The sequence below is a fragment of the Pseudalkalibacillus sp. Hm43 genome (assembly GCF_054170705.1).
On sequence record NZ_CM135129.1, the window covers coordinates 2,688,490 to 2,706,996 of the forward strand.

The window sequence follows — 18,507 nt, forward strand, 5'->3', positions numbered from 1 at the left end:
GTCAGCCCCGTTTTTTTACACTTGGAAAGACAATTTCACGGTTGTGCCTTCTCCAACTTCACTCTCGATTTCAATCGTTCCATTATGATTCTCTACAATCTTGTTGCAAATCATCATGCCGAGTCCGGTTCCTCTTTCTTTTGTAGTGAAGAACGGCTCACCGATACTAGGAATTTGATCCTGCGGTATTCCACATCCTTCATCGGTAAACGAAATCGTAACGATGTTTTCGTGCCGTTCCGCTTTGATAAAGAGTAACCCGCCTTTCTCCTCCATCGCCTCCATACCATTTTTCATCAGATTGATGAACACTTGCTTTAGCTGGTCGGCTTCACAATCTATAATTAAATCTGAATCAAAATCAAGGATGAACTGGATATTGTGCAAGTTAGCCTGGGCTTCCAAAAGTGCTGCAGCTTCCTGTAGAATGCGTCTTACATCGTTCTTTTTCACATTTTTCGGCTGAGGTTTCGCAAGCATCATGAATTCCCCGACGATCGTATTAATTCTTTCAAGCTCTGAAAGCATGATTTGATAGTATTCGCTTTCCTCACTCCGAGCGTTCGCTTTCAGCAGATGGGTGAAACCTTTCAAGGAAGTGAGTGGGTTTCGGATTTCATGTGCGATTCCAGCTGCCAATTGCCCCAGTACTGCGAGTTTTTCAGACTTTCTGAGAAAATCCTCAGTTTGCTTCCGTTCTGTAATGTCCCTTGAGATCGTCACGATGGAATCCAGTTCACTTTGACAATTGACGACCGCTGTCCCATAACTTTCTAGAATGATATAATCTCCGCCCGCTTTTCTCAAGCGAATTTCCATTTTCAAAGATTCCTTCGTCTGCTTCAATTGTTCAATCGCTTCCAACAAATCTGGTAGGTCTTCTGGATGGACGAGCTGGGTCCATTGAGTTTGAGTGAATTCTCCTTTTTGATACCCCAAAATCGATTGATGGGAGGGAGAAGAGTATTTGATTTGTCCATCCGGATCGAACACGTTGATCAAGTCCATCGTGTGCTCGGTTATGATTTTGTATTGTTCGTTCTTGTTCCGGAGCTCATCCTGCGCAATCCGCTGGGTATGGATATCCCTCGTGATGGCGGAGTATCCGATGATGTTTCCGTTTTCGTCTTCTAGCGGTGATAAGGACACACTTACATAAAATCGCGAGCCGTCCTTTTTGATTCGCGTCGTCTCGATGCCTGTGAATTTTTTCCCTTCTAGAACCTGTTGAACCGTTTCTAGATAGTGGTCCTTACTTTCCTCTGGGACGTAAGGGATGGATTTCTCAATCAGTTCATCTTCTTTCCAGCCGAAAAAATGCTCGAACGCCGGGTTTGCTCGGATCAAGCGATTGTTTCGGTCGAAGATTGCAATGGAATCCGCAGAGTGTTCAATCATGGAGGAAATCCGGTCTTTCAGAAAATGGACCTCACGCTCATTTCTCTTTTGTTCCGTAATATCCTTCACGATACCGTATATGATATGAACCTCATTCTCGATGAGGATCGGAATGGTCGTAACGTGTATGTAGAGTCGATGACCTTTCTTATGCATGATGACCGTCTCAAAGTCTAAAACTTCTCCATTCAAGGACCGCTGAAAATAGTCGGCAGCACGGTCTCTTTCTTCAGGGACAATCAGGGGCATGAACGGATGATCCGCAAGCTCATCTTCCTCGTAGCCACCAATCAGGCTCGTCACAGAATTGATGAAGTCGAACTCCCCATCTTTATTTAATGTAAAAATGCCATCTGGATGGTTCTCAATCAAAGTGTGGAAATAATTCTCGCGTTTATCGAGTTGCTTTTCTACCTTTATCTTTTCGCTGATGTCCACGCAGAAACCTTGCAATTGCAGAACATTGCCATTCTCATCACAGACAGGGGAGACGGATCCCAGATAAGGAATTCCGTTCACCTCATCTTCATAAGTGACCGCATCTCCTTCCCAAGCGCGGTTATATGAAATGACTCTGCGCATGGCGACTTCCATAGGTAAGCAATCTTCTATGCATTTCCCTGTAAAATCATCCGTTTCAAAACCGAATTTTTGAAGAAGCACACCTTTGCATGTGAGAAAACGAAAGGTATCTCCATCTTTTTCAACGAGGAACATCAAGCTGTCCCGAACTTGATTCTTCACTCCGAGTCCAGCTGATGTAAGAGTTGAAGACATAGCTCTATTCAGATGTGTACGATTTCCGTTGAATTCCTGCATGCTGATCCTCCGCTCGGCTAATTTCAATTAGGTAGTTGATTAAATCGATCTCTCCGTAATACATTCCCGATTATACGCTCATTTCCTTCGTCCTCTGAAGATTTCTTCCTATGAAATGGAAGAAATGTCTAATCCCAAGTAGACATGCATACGTTGAATTAGGGATAAAGGGGGAGGACAATCTTGGGTATACCGGTAGTTGGGGAATTTCTTACACTGACGATCATGGCGCTTGCTTTAGGTATGGATGCTTTTTCAATGGGATTAGGGATGGGGATGATCACCCTCAGGCTCAAGCAAATTTTGAAAATCGGTATTCTGATCGGCATTTTCCATATGGTCATGCCCCTACTCGGAATGACTGTAGGGAAGCAGCTGACCGTCCATTTCGGCAACATCGCAACACTGATTGGCGGAGTTCTGTTGATCATACTCGGCATCCAGATGATCGTTTCCTCTTTACGCTCGAACGATGAGCCCTTCATCACACCTAGAGGCTTTGGTGTCTGGCTATTTGCGCTGAGTGTCAGTTTGGACAGCTTTTCAGTCGGCTTGAGCCTTGGGATTTTTGGTGCGAAAGTCGTCATGACGATTTTCTTATTCGGCGTCATCAGTATGGGATTGACCTGGCTCGGGTTATTGATCGGACGGAAAACCCAAAAATGGTTCGGATCCTACGGAGAAGCCCTCGGCGGATGCATCCTCCTATCCTTTGGATTGAAGCTGCTGTGGTGACACGCGTTATATTTATATAAGGCTTTAAAGAAAGTGCGGAAAGTGACCTTCTATGAATAATCCTCAATGCCCTCCATAAAAAAGTTATGGACGCGGAGCGGAAATAAGCTTGGGTGAGAAGAATAAGGAGCCAAGTTGACTTGAAGCTCCTTATTTTAGAGGCCAAGTATGGAGGGCATGAAGTGCTCTTAGAGTTGAACCGCCCAACACTCATCCATTAAAATAAAAAGTAATAAACACAGAGCAAAACTCACAAGCTACCACTAGGAGGCTTTACATGAACATCTTATTCGTATGCACTGGAAACACATGCCGAAGCCCGATGGCGGAAGCGATCTTACGCCACCGCTCGGACGACTCCATCCAAGTGCGCTCGGCAGGCATTTTTGCCTCGAACGGAAGTCCTGCGAGCCGTCAGTCGATCGAAGTTTTACAAGATCAAGGAATAGAAATCAATCACCAGTCACAACCACTGACAGCAGAGCTCGTCGAATGGGCAGACCTGGTGCTGACGATGACTGGCCAACATAAGCAGGCAATCCTTTCTCAATTCCCATCCAAGATTGGACACATTTTTACATTAAAAGAGCATGTATTAGCAGAGAAGGAAACGTTAGACAAATTGGAGCAGATTTATGACAAAATCGGCCAAATCCGAATGGAGCTGTACGACCTTGGGAACAGTGATGAACACAAGCGTCAGGCGCTCATGAGGGAAATGGAAACCAAGATGAAAGAAGCTCAGAAAATCGAACGTACCATGCCTTCTATGGATGTTTCGGATCCATTCGGTGGCTCGAAAGACGTATATTGTCAAACGTACGAGGAATTGGACGAACTCGTACAAAAGTTGGCTGAAAAATATAGTTGAAATAATCTGAGAAACCTGCGATAACAAGGATAGGGAATCAGACCAGTTGAAAGTCTGTTCACGTTCCCTTTACAATGAAGACAAACATCAAATCACTGGAGGCTTCATGCAATGAAAGTAGCAATTGGTAGTGACCATGCAGGTTACAAAATTAAAGAAGATATAAAAGAAGTAATGGATGAGTTGGGTGTTGAATATGAGGACGTTGGCTGCAACTGTGAAGATTCAGTCGACTATCCGGACTACGCCCTTCCAGTCGCTGAGAAAGTGTCTAACGGCGAAGTAGATCGTGGCATCTTGATTTGTGGGACAGGAATTGGCATGTCCATTACAGCGAACAAGGTAAAAGGTGTTCGTTGTGCACTAGTCCATGATCTGTTCAGCGCTAAGGTGACACGCCTTCACAATGATTCAAACGTTCTAGCGATGGGTGAACGAATTGTCGGACCTGGCATTGCAAAAGAAATTGCGAAAGTATGGCTTCAAACGGAATTTGAAGGCGGACGCCACGAGCGACGCGTAAACAAAATTAAAGACGTTGAAACGATGGGCGCTGAGTGATTCACAGCTTTACCTTAAACTAAGGGGAATAGAGAAAGGAAGAGTAGAATGGACGAAACACTGCATCAGATTCAACCTCAAGTGGTGGAAGCCTTGGAGGATCTGGAGCAAGCAACACCGTTGTCATCGAACCATCTGTTGGTTATCGGAGCTAGTACGAGTGAGGTCTTAGGTGAAGAGATCGGGACGTCCGGTACGATGGATGTCGCGTCTCAGTTGTTCGAAGGGATCACTCAATTCCGTAATAAAACGAATGTCCAAATTGCCTTTCAATGTTGTGAACATTTAAACCGCGCATTAGTGATGGAGCGAGAAACTGCTGAACAAAGAGGTTATGAGATCGTCACGGTCATTCCGGTAAGGTCCGCTGGTGGAGCGCTATCCACTTATGCGTATCACCACTTGAATGATCCGGTCGTCGTTGAGCATATTACTGCTGATGCTGGCATCGATATCGGGGATACGTTCATCGGTATGCACCTGAAACATGTTGCTGTACCGGTGCGGTCTAAGGTGAAGTCCATCGGGCATGCACACGTCACGCTTGCACGGACCCGACCGAAGCTGATTGGCGGCGAAAGAGCGGTCTATCCATCTAAAGAAGAACTCACATCCTGTTGATTTCAATAAGGAGGCCGATCCAGTGTGCTGGATCGGCTTTTTATATTGGTAGGAAGAGGGGTCGATTGAGTTATTCATCCCTATTAGAGAGGAAAACTGGATTGATAGTAATGAATAGAGGCTATTCATCCCTAACGGAGCGAAAAACAGGGTTGATGGTAATGAATAGATGCTAATCATCCCTATCGGAGCAAAAAACAGGAATGAAGGTAATGAATAAGAGCGCTATCCTGCCCCAAAGTGGAGTAAGCATAGCATTTCGGGAAGGATAGAGGACTTATCCTGCCCCAAAGTGAGGTAAGCACACATTTCGGGAAGGATAGAGGGCTGATCCTTCCCAAAATAGCGCTAGCCCTCAAGGCACTATAGCTAACTCTTTTGCCTTCCAACACCTTGAATCCTCTACTTAGTTTTAAAAATAAGAGTTTACCATTACAGGACTATTGTAATAATGATAAAATAGATTTGTTGTGAAATTTCGAAAAAATGCAGTTGAGGTCAGTAAAGGAGTGAAACCATGGAACAACTTAAGAAGCAAGATGCAGAACTATTCAATTCGATACAGGATGAACTAGGTCGTCAACGGAACAAGATAGAGTTGATTGCATCTGAAAACTTTGTCAGCCAGGCTGTCATGGAAGCACAAGGATCCGTCCTTACAAACAAGTATGCGGAAGGCTATCCAGGACGCCGTTACTATGGCGGATGTGAGTACGTCGATGTCGTGGAAAATCTGGCGAGAGATCGCGCGAAGAAATTGTTCGGAGCGGAACATGCGAACGTACAGCCACACTCAGGGGCTCAAGCGAACATGGGCGTCTATTTTACTGTGTTAGAACCGGGAGACACTGTGCTTGGGATGAACCTTTCACACGGGGGACACCTGACACACGGAAGTCCGGTCAACTTCAGCGGTAAACTATATAACTTTGTCGAGTATGGTGTAGATGAGAAAGACCATACGATTCAATACGATGATGTCCTTGCGTTGGCACGCGAACACCAGCCGAAGCTGATCGTAGCTGGAGCTAGTGCATATCCAAGAGAGATTGATTTTAAAAAGTTCCGCGAAATCGCAGATGAAGTCGGCGCATACTTGATGGTTGATATGGCGCATATTGCTGGATTGGTCGCGACTGGTCTCCATCCGAGCCCGGTTCCGTATGCAGACTTCGTTACGTCTACGACTCATAAAACGTTGCGCGGACCTCGTGGCGGATTGATCCTCTGTAAGGAAGAGTTCGCGAAGAAAATCGACAAGTCGATCTTCCCTGGAATTCAGGGCGGTCCATTGATGCATGTCATTGCAGCGAAAGCAGTAGCGTTCGGTGAAGCGTTGCAAGAGGACTTCAAAGACTACTCCAAGAACATCATAGACAACGCACGCGTACTTGGTGAAGCATTAAAAGAAGAAGGGCTGTCACTTGTATCGGGTGGTACTGACAATCACTTATTGCTCGTGGATGTCCGTGGTATGAATGTAACAGGTAAAGTTGCCGAACACCTTCTAGATGAAGTCGGTATTACAACAAACAAAAACACGATTCCTTTCGATCCGGAAAGCCCGTTCGTCACGAGTGGACTACGACTTGGAACGGCAGCTGTGACGACAAGAGGATTCACGCAAGAAGATATGAAGGAAATTGCATCCATCATTGCACTCGTCCTCCGCAACCCGGAAGACGAAGCCAAGCAACAAGAAGCAGCACAACGTGTGGAAAAATTATCCTCAAAATATGAGCTCTACGTATAGAACCCTATATTAATAGGAAAGGCGACCCGCAAAGGTCGCCTCTTTTATTTGAATGAAAGTGCAGTACCTGGCACCGACTCGGACGCCTTGGGGCACAAGGGATTTCAATCGGTGCCAGGCACCAAATACAAACCCTTACGGCACAAGGGTTACAAAATGGTACCTGGTACAGTTGAGTACTGCAGAGGTACTGCAGATCATTTTGGGCAGTTATCACTTTGGTACTGTTTTTGGCTTCTCCTGTTATTTCCTGCTGATTCGTGTTGAACTTCACACCTTTTTTCTGTACAATTTTCGAGAGGCAAAAAACCTGCTAAGTTCGTATTCTTTCAGGTTTTAAGACAAGTTACAAACCTCATAAACTTTTTGAAGGAGAGATGATGAATGAGTAAAGTACACGTTCTGGAACACCCGCTGATCCAACATAAGATTACATACATTCGTGATGTATCGACAGGGACGAAAGAATTCCGTGAGCTTGTCGATGAAGTGGCAGCATTGATGGCATTCGAAATCACCCGAGAATTACCACTCCAAGAAGTAACGGTCCAAACACCGGTTTCGGAAGCAAAAGCATATACAATTGCGGGTAAGAAGCTTGGATTGGTACCGATCCTTCGTGCAGGACTAGGAATGGTCGACGGGATCCTGAAGCTGATTCCAGCGGCAAAGGTAGGGCACGTCGGATTATATCGCGACCCTGAAACTCTCCAACCGGTCGAGTATTATGTGAAGCTTCCAAGTGATGTTGAAGAACGTGAACTCATCGTAATCGATCCGATGCTTGCAACAGGCGGTTCTGCAGTGGCAGCAATCGAGTCACTGAAAAAGCGTGGCGCACAGAATATCAAGCTCATGTGTCTGATCGCAGCTCCTGAAGGCGTCAAAATGGTCCAAGAGGCACATCCTGATGTTGACATCTATCTCGGAGCGCTTGATGAATACCTGAACGAAAAGGGGTACATCGTACCAGGTTTAGGTGATGCAGGAGACCGTTTGTTCGGTACGAAATAAACGTTGAAAACATAAAGCCAAAAGGTTCAAAAAGTTTTCAAATCTTACCATAGAAATTGCCTGTAACGCAATTGACATGTACTAGTGGCTATAGTATTCTTACAAAGGATGTATGATAAGGTTTTCATACGCATCATATAAAGCTTTTTCGCTACATCCGAATCTCGTAAAATACTCCACAAAATAATCAGGAATTGACTCACCTGATGACCTCAAAATCAAGTCCAAAGAAAAGGGGTGCGGCAAATGCGCACTGATAAACGATCACCCTTTCATTCAATGGCTCTCATGTCTGGAATCCTCTCGCAACTCGTCGGTACCATTCTGGTCGGCATTTTCGGAGGCATGTGGTTGGATCGTACCTTTGACACAGCACCGTTTCTTATGATCATCGGACTGTTTCTTGGCTTGGCAGCAGGAGTTTACGGGACCATCAAGTTAATTCAGCGATTTTTTGGAGAAGAAGGCGAACAATGACCGAAAACCTCTCAACTTACAACAATGCGTTCCGTCGATACATAAAATACGGACTATACTTAGCTTCGATTTTCGTACTAGGTTGGGGGTTCACAAGCTACAAAACAGTCTTTCTCGGACTGTTGTTGGGAATTGCTGTGAGCATTCTGAACGTATGGTCGATGCATCGCAAGATCGACCGCGTCGGACAAGCTGTCGTTGAAGGCACGAAGGTTCGGACGATGGGCTCCTTATCCAGGTTGATGACCGCCGGGCTTGCCGTTCTGGTCGCGACCCGATTTCCTGAATACTTTGACTTGATTTCCGTAGTCGTAGGTTTACTCATGATATATCTCATCATGTTGATAGATTTTTACTTTGCATCAAAACGAAACTGAACTTTGGGGAAGAGAGGTGAAAGAATTGGAACACGAAGCGCCACATCTTGAACTATTAGGTTTAACTTTTAACCCATCGAACATCCTGATGATTACGATTGCTTCTGTAATTGTGTTCATCATTGCCGTACTCGGCTCACGTAGTTTGCAAATGCGTCCATCTGGTATGCAGAACTTCATGGAATGGCTGATCGATTTTGTAAAAGGAATCATCAACAGCACCATGGACTGGAAGACTGGAGGTCGATTCTTGACACTAGGTTTGACGATTATCATGTACATATTCGTCTCGAACATGTTAGGACTTCCGTTTGCAATCGCGATCGATCATGAGCTTTGGTGGAAATCACCAACAGCTGATCCAACCATCACATTGACACTCGCTGTAATGGTAGTCGTATTGACTCACTTCTACGCGATCAAAGTGAAAGGAACTAAATCATACGGTAGTGAATTCTTCAAACCGATGAAATTTATGTTCCCTTTGAAAATCATTGAGGAATTCGCCAACACGTTGACACTAGGTCTTCGACTTTACGGTAACATTTATGCCGGTGAAGTATTGCTAGCCTTGTTAGCAGGAGCTGGTACTGCAGGAATTTTTGCAGGGGTCTTATCCTTCCTACCGATGATGGTGTGGCAAGGATTCAGTATCTTTGTCGGTGTCATCCAGGCATTCATTTTTACAATGCTGACAATGGTTTACATGGCACATAAAGTCAGTGATGAACACTAGAGCTCACAAAGCTCTACAGTAAAAGGTTCAATTTTAACTCTGTGTACAACCCCATAATGGGAAGAAATTATAAAATAATACAATTCCAAGGAGGAAATTTAAATGAATTTAATCGCAGCTGCAATTGCAGTAGGTCTAGCGGCAATTGGTGCCGGTGTAGGTAACGGTCTTATCGTAGGACGTACAGTTGAAGGAATCGCTCGTCAACCAGAATTGCGTGGTACGCTTCAAACAACAATGTTCATCGGTATCGCACTAGTTGAGGCACTTCCAATCATCGGTGTCGTTATCGCGTTCATCGTACTTGGTGGTTAATAACGAGTAACGATTCTACCGAAGTTTTCATAATGGCGAAGTCTGTGTGAGACCTCGCCATTCCTTATGTATGACCAATGAAGGGAGGAACCGCTGTGCATTTCTTGAATCCTGACAATCTTGTTTTGGGTGCGGGTGCCGGTGTTAATACAGGAGATATCCTGTTCCAGTTACTAGCGTTCATCGTTTTACTTTTCTTACTGCGTAAATATGCATGGGGTCCATTGATGGGCATCATGAAAAAGCGTGAAGAGCATATCTCTAACGAAATAAACGAAGCTGAAAAAAGCCGAAAAGAAGCTCAGTCATACTTAGATGAGCAGACTGCGGCTTTGAAAGAAGCACGTAAAGAAGCACAAGCATTGATCGAAGCAGCTAAGAAGCAAGGTGAGCAACAAGGTGAGGACATCCTTCGCGCTGCTCGTGAAGAAGCAAACCGCATGAAGGAATCTGCACTTTCTGAAATCGACCGTGAAAAAGAGCAAGCTGTACAAACGTTGCGTAATGAAGTTGCAACACTTTCTGTACAAATTGCTTCTAAGGTAATCACCAAGGAATTGGATGAGCAAGCTCAACAGAAACTTGTGAATGATTATCTTAAAGAGGTAGGCGAAGGTCGATGAGCAAGGACACAGAATCTGTAGCAAAGCGATACGCAGCAGCTCTATTTGATGTTGTAAAAGAGAAAGGCTCTCTTGATCAAGTCGAAAAAGAGCTTCGCAGCGTTCAATCCATCATCGAAGAGAATGAGAAGTTACTCACCATCTTGAACCATCCGAAAATCTCTGCCGAAGACAAGAAAAGCTTGCTTTCGAAGGTGATCGGATCTGAAGTTTCTGAACCTGTTCACAATACGATTTTATTGATGGTAGACCGTAAACGCGAAGCAATGATTCCGAATATGGTCGACCAATACATCTTACTGGCGAATGAAGAGCGCGGCATTGCAGATGCTACGGTCTACTCCGTCCGCCTTCTTACTGAAGAAGAGCAACAGGAGATCTCCAGAACATTCTCTGAACGTATCAACGTCAAAGAACTTCGCGTCGAAAACGTAATCGATCAAGACTTGATCGGTGGGATCAAAGTCAAAATCGGTAACCGTATCTTCGACGGAAGTGTTAGTGGTAAGTTGAACCGAATTCAACGTCAATTAGTCTCCGAGTGAGACGAGTACGATAGGGGTGAAATTCATGAGCATAAAAGCGGAAGAAATTAGTTCGCTAATTAAACAACAAATTGAAAACTATTCTTCTGAAATAGAAGTAAGTGATGTCGGTACTGTCATCCAAGTCGGTGACGGAATCGCACGTGTCCATGGATTAGACAATGTCATGGCTGGTGAGCTCGTTGAATTCTCCAACGGTGTAATGGGTATGGCCCAAAACCTTGAGGAAAACAACGTCGGTATCATCATCCTTGGACCTTATGTCGATATCCGTGAAGGCGATGAAGTGAAGCGTACAGGCCGTATCATGGAGGTACCTGTAGGTGAAGAACTTCTAGGACGTGTCGTTAACTCTCTTGGACAACCAGTTGATGGTAAGGGTGCAATTGAGACTTCCAAAACTCGTCCAATCGAAAGTCCGGCACCAGGTGTTATGGATCGTAAATCCGTACACGAGCCGCTTCAAACAGGAATCAAGGCGATCGACTCCCTTATTCCGATCGGTCGTGGTCAGCGTGAGTTGATCATCGGAGACCGTCAAACAGGTAAAACAGCAATCGCAATCGACACGATCTTGAACCAAAAAGACGAAGATATGATTTGTATCTACGTTGCAATCGGTCAGAAAGAATCAACGGTTGCAGGTGTTGTTGAAACACTACGTGAGCACGGAGCACTTGATTACACAATCGTCGTAACAGCGAGTGCGTCCCAACCAGCTCCACTTCTTTACCTTGCTCCATATGCTGGGGTAACAATGGGTGAAGAATTCATGTACAACGGTAAGCACGTATTGTTGATCTATGATGATCTTTCTAAACAAGCGGCTGCATACCGTGAACTGTCACTACTACTTCGTCGTCCTCCAGGTCGTGAAGCATTCCCAGGGGATGTCTTCTACCTACACTCTCGCTTACTAGAGCGTGCAGCGAAGTTGAGTGATGCGAAAGGCGGAGGTTCACTTACTGCCCTTCCATTCATCGAAACACAAGCGGGTGACGTTTCGGCTTATATCCCGACAAACGTTATCTCGATTACAGACGGACAGATCTTCTTGCAATCCGATCTCTTCTTCTCCGGTGTACGTCCAGCGGTAAACGCAGGTCTATCCGTATCCCGTGTTGGAGGATCCGCACAAATCAAAGCGATGAAGAAAGTATCCGGTACGCTACGTCTTGACTTGGCATCTTACCGTGAGCTAGAAGCATTCGCACAATTTGGATCTGACCTTGATAAAGCGACTCAAGCGAAATTGAACCGTGGTGCTCGTACGGTTGAAGTATTGAAGCAAGGCCTTCACAAGCCACTTGCTGTTGAAAAGCAGGTTGCCAGCCTTTATGCGTTGACGCGCGGCTTCTTAGACGATATTCCAGTTGAAGATATCACACGTTTCGAAGCAGAATACCATACTTGGTTAGATCATAACCGTAAGGAATTGCTTGCTGGAATCCGTGAAACTGGAAACCTTCCTGAAGAAGACGACTTCAATAACGCAATCAACGAATTCAAGAAAACGTTCGTTGTATCTGAGTAATTTTTAGATCAACCGACGCTTTCAAACGGATCATAATGGGACGGACACCATTTCGTCCCCTTTATAAAGGTGGTGAAACGAGTGGCATCGTTACGTGATATAAAAACGCGTATTAATTCTACGAAAAAGACGAAACAAATTACGAAAGCGATGGAGATGGTTTCAGCTGCGAAATTGAACCAGGCTGAAAACAATGCGAAATCCTTCGTACCTTACATGGATAAAATCCAAGAGGTCGTATCTGGTATTGCAAGTGGCAGCTCAAATGCCCGTCACCCAATGCTTCAATCTCGACCTGTCAAAAAGACTGGATACCTCGTCATCACTTCAGACCGAGGCCTAGCCGGTCCATACAACAGTAACGTCCTTCGTCACGTGTTCCGTACGATCAAAGAACGACATAAGTCGACTGATGAGTATACGATCATCGTCGTCGGTAAAGTCGGACTCAGCTTCTTCAAAAACCGCAACATGCCTGTCCTTGACAGCATTGTAGGAATTGATGACCAACCTGAATTTGCGGAAATCAAATCCATTGCAAGTGAAGCTGTGAAACGATTCGCGGACGAAGAGTACGATGAGCTGTACATGTACTACAACCATTATGTGAGTGCGATCCAACAGGACCTCACAGAAAAGAAGTTGTTGCCACTTTCTGACATCGCAGGAGAGGAAAAGGCGAAAAGCTCCTATGAATACGAGCCATCTGAAGAAGAAATTCTTGAAGAATTGCTTCCTCAGTATGCGGAAAGCTTGATTTATGGTGCTTTACTGGATGCGAAAGCAAGTGAACATGCTTCTCGTATGACAGCGATGAAGAGTGCGACGGATAATGCAGACGATATTATCGGCAGTCTTACGCTTTCCTACAACCGTGCACGTCAGGCAGCGATCACACAAGAGATCACCGAGATCGTTGGTGGAGCAGCTGCGCTTGAATAGACCTTTCGACCATGTGGTCAGAAACATAAAAGCATCCTCAAAAGGACGTTAGGAGGGAAAAACATGAACAAAGGACGCATCACTCAAGTCATGGGTCCAGTTGTCGACGTACAGTTCGAGAGCGGGAACCTGCCTGAGATTTACAATGCACTTAGAGTCCAAACCACTGAGGGCGAAAAGAACATCGAGTTGACGCTTGAGGTTTCACTTCACCTTGGTGATGATACTGTTCGTACCGTCGCGATGGCTTCCACCGACGGACTCGTAAGAGGAACGGAAGCAATTGATACTGGATCACCGATCTCGGTACCAGTAGGTGACGCAACATTAGGTCGTGTTTTTAACGTATTAGGTGAGAAAATCGACCTTGATGAGGAAATCGGCGCAGACGTACAACGCGATCCGATTCACCGCGAAGCTCCAAAATTCGACCAATTAACAACAAAGACTGAAATCCTTGAAACAGGAATTAAAGTCGTTGACCTTCTTGCACCATACGTTAAGGGTGGTAAGATCGGATTGTTCGGAGGAGCAGGAGTTGGTAAGACGGTATTGATCCAGGAGCTTATCAACAACATCGCTCAAGAGCATGGTGGTATTTCCGTATTCGCAGGTGTTGGAGAGCGTACACGTGAAGGTAATGACCTTTACCACGAAATGACGGATTCCGGCGTTATCAAAAAGACAGCGATGGTATTCGGTCAGATGAACGAACCACCAGGAGCACGTCAACGTGTTGCCCTGACTGGATTGACAATGGCGGAATACTTCCGTGACGAGCAAGGACAAGACGTATTGTTCTTCATCGACAACATCTTCCGTTTCACACAAGCAGGTTCTGAGGTATCAGCCCTACTAGGCCGTATGCCTTCAGCGGTTGGTTACCAGCCGACACTTGCTACTGAAATGGGTCAATTACAGGAGCGTATCACATCTACGAAGAAAGGTTCCGTAACGTCTATCCAGGCGATCTATGTACCTGCCGATGACTACACTGACCCGGCTCCAGCGACGACGTTCGCCCACTTGGATGCAACAACGAACCTTGAGCGTAAGCTTTCTGAAATGGGTATCTACCCAGCGGTTGACCCGCTTGCTTCAACATCTCGTGCACTTGCACCTGAAATCGTTGGAGAAGAGCACTACAACGTTGCGCGTCAAGTACAGCAAACGCTTCAACGTTATAAAGAACTTCAAGACATCATCGCAATCCTTGGTATGGATGAGTTGAGTGACGAAGACAAGATGACGGTATCTCGTGCACGTCGTATCCAGTTCTTCTTATCTCAAAACTTCCACGTTGCTGAACAGTTCACTGGTCAAAAAGGATCTTATGTACCTGTTAAAGAAACGATCAAAGGATTCAAAGAAATTCTTGAAGGTAAGCATGACGATCTTCCTGAAGACGCATTCCGTCTTGTAGGACGTATCGAAGAAGTAGTAGATAAAGCGAAACAAATGGCTTAAAGATATTTGGCCCGAGGAGGGGTTTCATGAAGACATTCGCAGTAAGTGTCGTCACCCCTGATGGCCCTGTGTATGACGAGACAGGCGCAGAAATGGTCAGCGCGAAAGCCACCAGCGGTGAGCTTGGAATCCTGCCAGGCCACGTTCCGCTTGTAGCACCGTTAACCATTAATGCGATCCGCATCAAGAAGGAAAACAATACACAGATCTTGGCTGTTAGTGGTGGATTTATAGAAGTACGACCTGAAAAGGTTACCATTCTTGCTCAAGCTGCTGAGCTTGCGAACGACATCAACGTCGATCGTGCTCAAGCTGCGAAAGAGCGTGCAGAACAACGTCTGCAGAAATCCAAGCAAGAAGGTGTTGATTTTGCGCGTGCAGAGCTTGCTCTGAATCGTGCAGTCAACCGTATCAACATCGCAGGAAAATAAATGAGGAAGACCCTTTCGGAGACGAAAGGGTCTTTTTTCTATTCAGATTATGTAGTAAAAAAAGTGCTGAGTTCCCCAAGTAAGCGTCAAAGTTCCACAAGTTCCCCAAAAAGTTCCCTAAGTCAGCATGAAAGTCCACAAGACGGAAGGAAAGTTCCCCAAGTCTTCCTAAACATACATCTAAAAGGAAGGATTTTTAGGAAAATCCTTTCCAAATTGATTTGTTTCGACCTTTCAAAACAGAATTTTCAGACAAAATAATTGAACGCTCGCTCATTCTCGATATAATGGAAATAACGTGATTTGGAAATGAGAGGATGAAGTACGCATGAATCAGGACTATTTACATAACCCGTATCCATCGCAAAGAATGACGACATTCGCTAAAAAAGGAATGGTTGCGACATCGCAACCACTCGCGGCACAAGCTGGTTTGGATATTTTAAAAAAGGGAGGAAATGCAGTTGATGCGGCGATTGCGACAGCTGCATGCCTGACTGTTGTGGAACCGACCTCCAACGGAATCGGAGGGGATGCTTTTGCACTCGTTTGGATGAAGGGGAAACTGCACGGGCTGAACGCGAGTGGACCGTCTCCAAAGTCGATTTCTATTGAGGGTCTGAAAGAAAAAGGAATGGAGGAGATCCCGAAATTCGGATGGACGCCGGTCACTGTACCAGGTGCACCGAGTGCATGGGCTACTTTATCTGAGCGATTCGGAAACCTTCCGTTAACCGAAGTGCTGGCACCTGCAATCGAGTACGCGGAGAATGGATACCCGGTCTCCCCGACGCTCGGAAAGTTTTGGAAGTCTGCAGCTGACCACTTCAAAAAAGCACTGACGACAGATGAGTTCAAGCACTGGTTCGACACATTCGCACCAGAAGGAAAAGCACCTGAAATCGGTGAAGTGTGGCGCTCGGAAGGCCACGCAGCCACACTGAGAGAAATCGCTGAAACGAAAGCGGAATCTTTTTACCGTGGGAAAATAGCCGATCAAATCGATGCATTCTCGCGAAAATATGATGGCTTCATAAGAAAAGAGGACCTAGCAGACTATGAGCCTGAATGGGTCGATCCGATCGGGGTGGACTACCGAGGATATAAAGTTTGGGAGATTCCTCCGAACGGACAGGGAATCATTGCGCTTATGGCACTCAATATCCTCAAAGGCTATGAGTTTACGAGTCGGGAGGATGCCGATACGTTCCACAAACAGATTGAAGCAATGAAACTTTCATTTACGGACGGTCTCCACTATGTAACAGAAGGAAGGAAGATGGAACGCTCCGTCCAAGGACTATTATCCGATACATATGCTGAAGAACGTCGAAAGCTCATCGGCGAGCAAGCGCTCCAACCAGAACCGGGTGAACCTCCAAAAGGAGGAACGGTTTACCTGGCAACAGCAGACGGTGAAGGCAACATGGTCTCGTTCATACAGAGCAATTACATGGGCTTCGGATCCGGCCTCGTGGTACCGGGTACTGGAATTGCCCTACAAAATAGAGGACACAATTTTTCGATGGATCCGGATCACGATAACCGTTTGGAAGGCGGTAAAAAGACATTCCATACGATCATTCCAGGCTTTCTGACAAAAGGGGACCAGGCTGTCGGACCGTTCGGCGTCATGGGTGGATTCATGCAACCACAAGGACACCTCCAAGTCGCTATGAACACAATCGACTTCCACCTCAACCCGCAAGCGGCACTTGATGCTCCGAGATGGCAATGGATGGAGGATAAAAAAGTACTCGTTGAACCCAACTTCCCGAACCATATTGCTCAAGCGCTCGCTAGAAAAGGGCATCACATCCAGGTTGCACTAGACGGTGGACCTTTCGGACGTGGACAGATCATCTGGCATGACCCTGAAACAGGTGTGCTAGCTGGAGGGACCGAATCCAGGACAGATGGAAGTGTTGCTGCTTGGTAGAAGGAAACGAGGCTACTCAACCAGAAAAGAAGCACAATAAACAACTTGCCTTATTCCTAGCATTTTTCAGAGTAGGCATTTTTGGGTATGGAGGAGGTCCTTCTTCCATCCCTCTTGTTCATAAAGAAGTCGTTGAGCATTATCGTTGGTTTACGGATGACGAATTCGGAGATTTGCTCGCGCTCGGTAACACTCTCCCAGGACCGATCGCCACGAAACTCGCAGGCTACATCGGGTATCGGGTAGCAGGACCAATCGGTATAATTAACGCTGTGTTAGCGACGATTTTACCTTCGATCATTGCGATGATTGCCTTGCTGACGACGCTCAGCATGTACAAAGACAAGCCGTGGGTGCAAGGGATGACGAATGCGGTTGTTCCGGTCGTCGGGTTCATGCTCGCACAGCTCACCTGGCAGTTCACGAAAAAGTCGAAGGAAGGCATGGGATGGACAGTAGCCATCGTGTTTATTGTCATCTCTCTGATTGTGATGGAATTTCTTCATATACACCCTGGAATCTTAATTGCCATCTTACTGCTGTATGCACTTTTTGGCGGTAAAAGAAGGAGGGAGGAGTAATGCTTTATTGGAAAATCTTCCTTGCTTTCTTCATTCCGGGTGTGCTCGGATATGGCGGTGGACCCGCTTCCATTCCGCTCGTTGAAAATGAAGTCGTCGACCGGTATGAATGGATGACGACCGAGGAGTTCAGTGAAGTGCTCGCACTCGGAAATGCACTGCCAGGACCGATTGCTACGAAGATGGCGGGATACATCGGGTACGCCGAGGGCGGTTGGCTAGGAGCTGTGGTCGGTGTTTTCGCAACCGTTGCGCCATCCTTACTTTTGATGATCATCCTGTTAAAAGTATTGATGAAATATAAAGAATCGGAAAAAGTGAAGCGTATGACGATTACCGTACGACCTGCGATTGCGGTGTTGCTTGGGGTGATGGCGTTCCAGTTTTTCCAAAGTTCGTACGCCAACAGCGGAATCTTGCAAACCATCATACTATTGGCTGCGAGTTATCTGACGCTCGTCCGTTTCCGTATCCATCCCGCGATTGTCATCGCAGGGGCGCTCGTTTACGGAGCACTATTTCTATAAAGAGAACCACAGCTTACTGCAGCTGTGGTTTTTTGTGAGGCCAGCGTATCTTTTTTAGGGTCATTCCTCTTTTATATGAAAAAAGAGGTAAAAAAATGAGGAAAATAACCGATACTGAAAAGGGATAAATCCTACGCTTGTATCATTTACTTATTATGGTATTGTTTATTCCACACCGTGTCGACACCCAAAATGGTATTTGGTATAATTGATAACGATTACAATTTTTAAAACTTTCTAA

The 18,507-nt window shown here is 45.7% G+C and carries 20 protein-coding genes; 19 read left to right on the forward strand and 1 reads right to left on the reverse strand.

Features of this window, described 5'->3' with window-relative positions; all coding sequences use genetic code 11:
• Window positions 1-15 precede the first annotated feature (15 nt).
• Window positions 16-2,217 (reverse strand): PAS domain S-box protein, encoded by a 2,202-nt coding sequence (locus tag ACXQIQ_RS14180; RefSeq protein WP_439301708.1) that lies wholly within the window; start codon window positions 2,215-2,217, stop codon window positions 16-18.
• Window positions 2,218-2,442: 225 nt separating this feature from the next.
• Here ACXQIQ_RS14180 and ACXQIQ_RS14185 point away from each other — a divergent pair, with 225 nt between their 5' ends.
• The 19 genes from ACXQIQ_RS14185 (at window position 2,443) to ACXQIQ_RS14275 (ending at window position 18,266) form a co-directional block, all read left to right on the forward strand.
• On the forward strand, window positions 2,443-2,952 hold the full coding sequence (locus ACXQIQ_RS14185; RefSeq protein ID WP_439302019.1) for a manganese efflux pump MntP: 510 nt from the start codon (window positions 2,443-2,445) through the stop codon (window positions 2,950-2,952).
• 277 nt (window positions 2,953-3,229) lie between these two features.
• The gene (locus ACXQIQ_RS14190; protein WP_439301707.1) at window positions 3,230-3,823 is read left to right on the forward strand and encodes a low molecular weight protein arginine phosphatase; all 594 of its coding nucleotides are present in this window, start codon (window positions 3,230-3,232) and stop codon (window positions 3,821-3,823) included.
• A 111-nt stretch (window positions 3,824-3,934) separates the two neighbouring features.
• Entirely contained in the window at window positions 3,935-4,384 is a 450-nt protein-coding gene (rpiB, locus tag ACXQIQ_RS14195; protein WP_439301706.1) for a ribose 5-phosphate isomerase B, read from the forward strand.
• Between the two features lie 48 nt (window positions 4,385-4,432).
• Window positions 4,433-5,005, forward strand: coding sequence for a TIGR01440 family protein (locus tag ACXQIQ_RS14200; protein WP_439301705.1), 573 nt, complete (start codon window positions 4,433-4,435; stop codon window positions 5,003-5,005).
• Between the two features lie 517 nt (window positions 5,006-5,522).
• Window positions 5,523-6,758: a serine hydroxymethyltransferase gene (locus ACXQIQ_RS14205; RefSeq protein ID WP_439301704.1), complete on the forward strand. Its 1,236-nt coding sequence runs from the start codon at window positions 5,523-5,525 to the stop codon at window positions 6,756-6,758.
• Between the two features lie 384 nt (window positions 6,759-7,142).
• Window positions 7,143-7,772 (forward strand): uracil phosphoribosyltransferase, encoded by a 630-nt coding sequence (gene upp, locus ACXQIQ_RS14210; RefSeq protein WP_226547472.1) that lies wholly within the window; start codon window positions 7,143-7,145, stop codon window positions 7,770-7,772.
• A 246-nt stretch (window positions 7,773-8,018) separates the two neighbouring features.
• Window positions 8,019-8,249: an AtpZ/AtpI family protein gene (locus ACXQIQ_RS14215; RefSeq protein WP_439301703.1), complete on the forward strand. Its 231-nt coding sequence runs from the start codon at window positions 8,019-8,021 to the stop codon at window positions 8,247-8,249.
• Window positions 8,246-8,626, forward strand: coding sequence for an ATP synthase subunit I (locus tag ACXQIQ_RS14220; protein WP_439301702.1), 381 nt, complete (start codon window positions 8,246-8,248; stop codon window positions 8,624-8,626). Before ACXQIQ_RS14215 ends, ACXQIQ_RS14220 begins: the two co-directional genes overlap by 4 nt.
• Before the next feature lie 25 nt (window positions 8,627-8,651).
• Window positions 8,652-9,362: a F0F1 ATP synthase subunit A gene (atpB, locus tag ACXQIQ_RS14225; protein ID WP_439302018.1), complete on the forward strand. Its 711-nt coding sequence runs from the start codon at window positions 8,652-8,654 to the stop codon at window positions 9,360-9,362.
• A 102-nt stretch (window positions 9,363-9,464) separates the two neighbouring features.
• Window positions 9,465-9,677, forward strand: coding sequence for a F0F1 ATP synthase subunit C (gene atpE, locus ACXQIQ_RS14230; RefSeq protein WP_226547468.1), 213 nt, complete (start codon window positions 9,465-9,467; stop codon window positions 9,675-9,677).
• Window positions 9,678-9,754: 77 nt separating this feature from the next.
• Complete coding sequence (locus ACXQIQ_RS14235; protein ID WP_439301701.1) at window positions 9,755-10,300, forward strand: F0F1 ATP synthase subunit B; 546 nt, start codon at window positions 9,755-9,757, stop codon at window positions 10,298-10,300.
• Window positions 10,297-10,845 (forward strand): F0F1 ATP synthase subunit delta, encoded by a 549-nt coding sequence (locus ACXQIQ_RS14240; RefSeq protein ID WP_439301700.1) that lies wholly within the window; start codon window positions 10,297-10,299, stop codon window positions 10,843-10,845. The genes ACXQIQ_RS14235 and ACXQIQ_RS14240 overlap by 4 nt, the downstream gene beginning before the upstream one ends.
• Before the next feature lie 25 nt (window positions 10,846-10,870).
• Window positions 10,871-12,379 carry a F0F1 ATP synthase subunit alpha gene (gene atpA / locus ACXQIQ_RS14245; protein WP_439301699.1) on the forward strand — a complete coding sequence of 503 codons (1,509 nt, stop codon included), beginning with the start codon at window positions 10,871-10,873 and terminating at the stop codon, window positions 12,377-12,379.
• An 81-nt stretch (window positions 12,380-12,460) separates the two neighbouring features.
• On the forward strand, window positions 12,461-13,321 hold the full coding sequence (locus ACXQIQ_RS14250; RefSeq protein ID WP_439301698.1) for a F0F1 ATP synthase subunit gamma: 861 nt from the start codon (window positions 12,461-12,463) through the stop codon (window positions 13,319-13,321).
• Window positions 13,322-13,384: 63 nt separating this feature from the next.
• Complete coding sequence (gene atpD / locus ACXQIQ_RS14255) at window positions 13,385-14,788, forward strand: F0F1 ATP synthase subunit beta (protein WP_439301697.1); 1,404 nt, start codon at window positions 13,385-13,387, stop codon at window positions 14,786-14,788.
• Window positions 14,789-14,814: 26 nt separating this feature from the next.
• Window positions 14,815-15,219: a F0F1 ATP synthase subunit epsilon gene (locus ACXQIQ_RS14260; RefSeq protein WP_439301696.1), complete on the forward strand. Its 405-nt coding sequence runs from the start codon at window positions 14,815-14,817 to the stop codon at window positions 15,217-15,219.
• A 328-nt stretch (window positions 15,220-15,547) separates the two neighbouring features.
• Entirely contained in the window at window positions 15,548-17,158 is a 1,611-nt protein-coding gene (locus ACXQIQ_RS14265; protein ID WP_439301695.1) for a gamma-glutamyltransferase family protein, read from the forward strand.
• Window positions 17,152-17,739, forward strand: a complete 588-nt coding sequence (locus ACXQIQ_RS14270) for a chromate transporter (protein ID WP_439301694.1) — start codon at window positions 17,152-17,154, stop codon at window positions 17,737-17,739. Before ACXQIQ_RS14265 ends, ACXQIQ_RS14270 begins: the two co-directional genes overlap by 7 nt.
• Window positions 17,739-18,266, forward strand: coding sequence for a chromate transporter (locus tag ACXQIQ_RS14275; protein ID WP_439301693.1), 528 nt, complete (start codon window positions 17,739-17,741; stop codon window positions 18,264-18,266). The genes ACXQIQ_RS14270 and ACXQIQ_RS14275 overlap by 1 nt, the downstream gene beginning before the upstream one ends.
• Window positions 18,267-18,507: the final 241 nt, after the last annotated feature.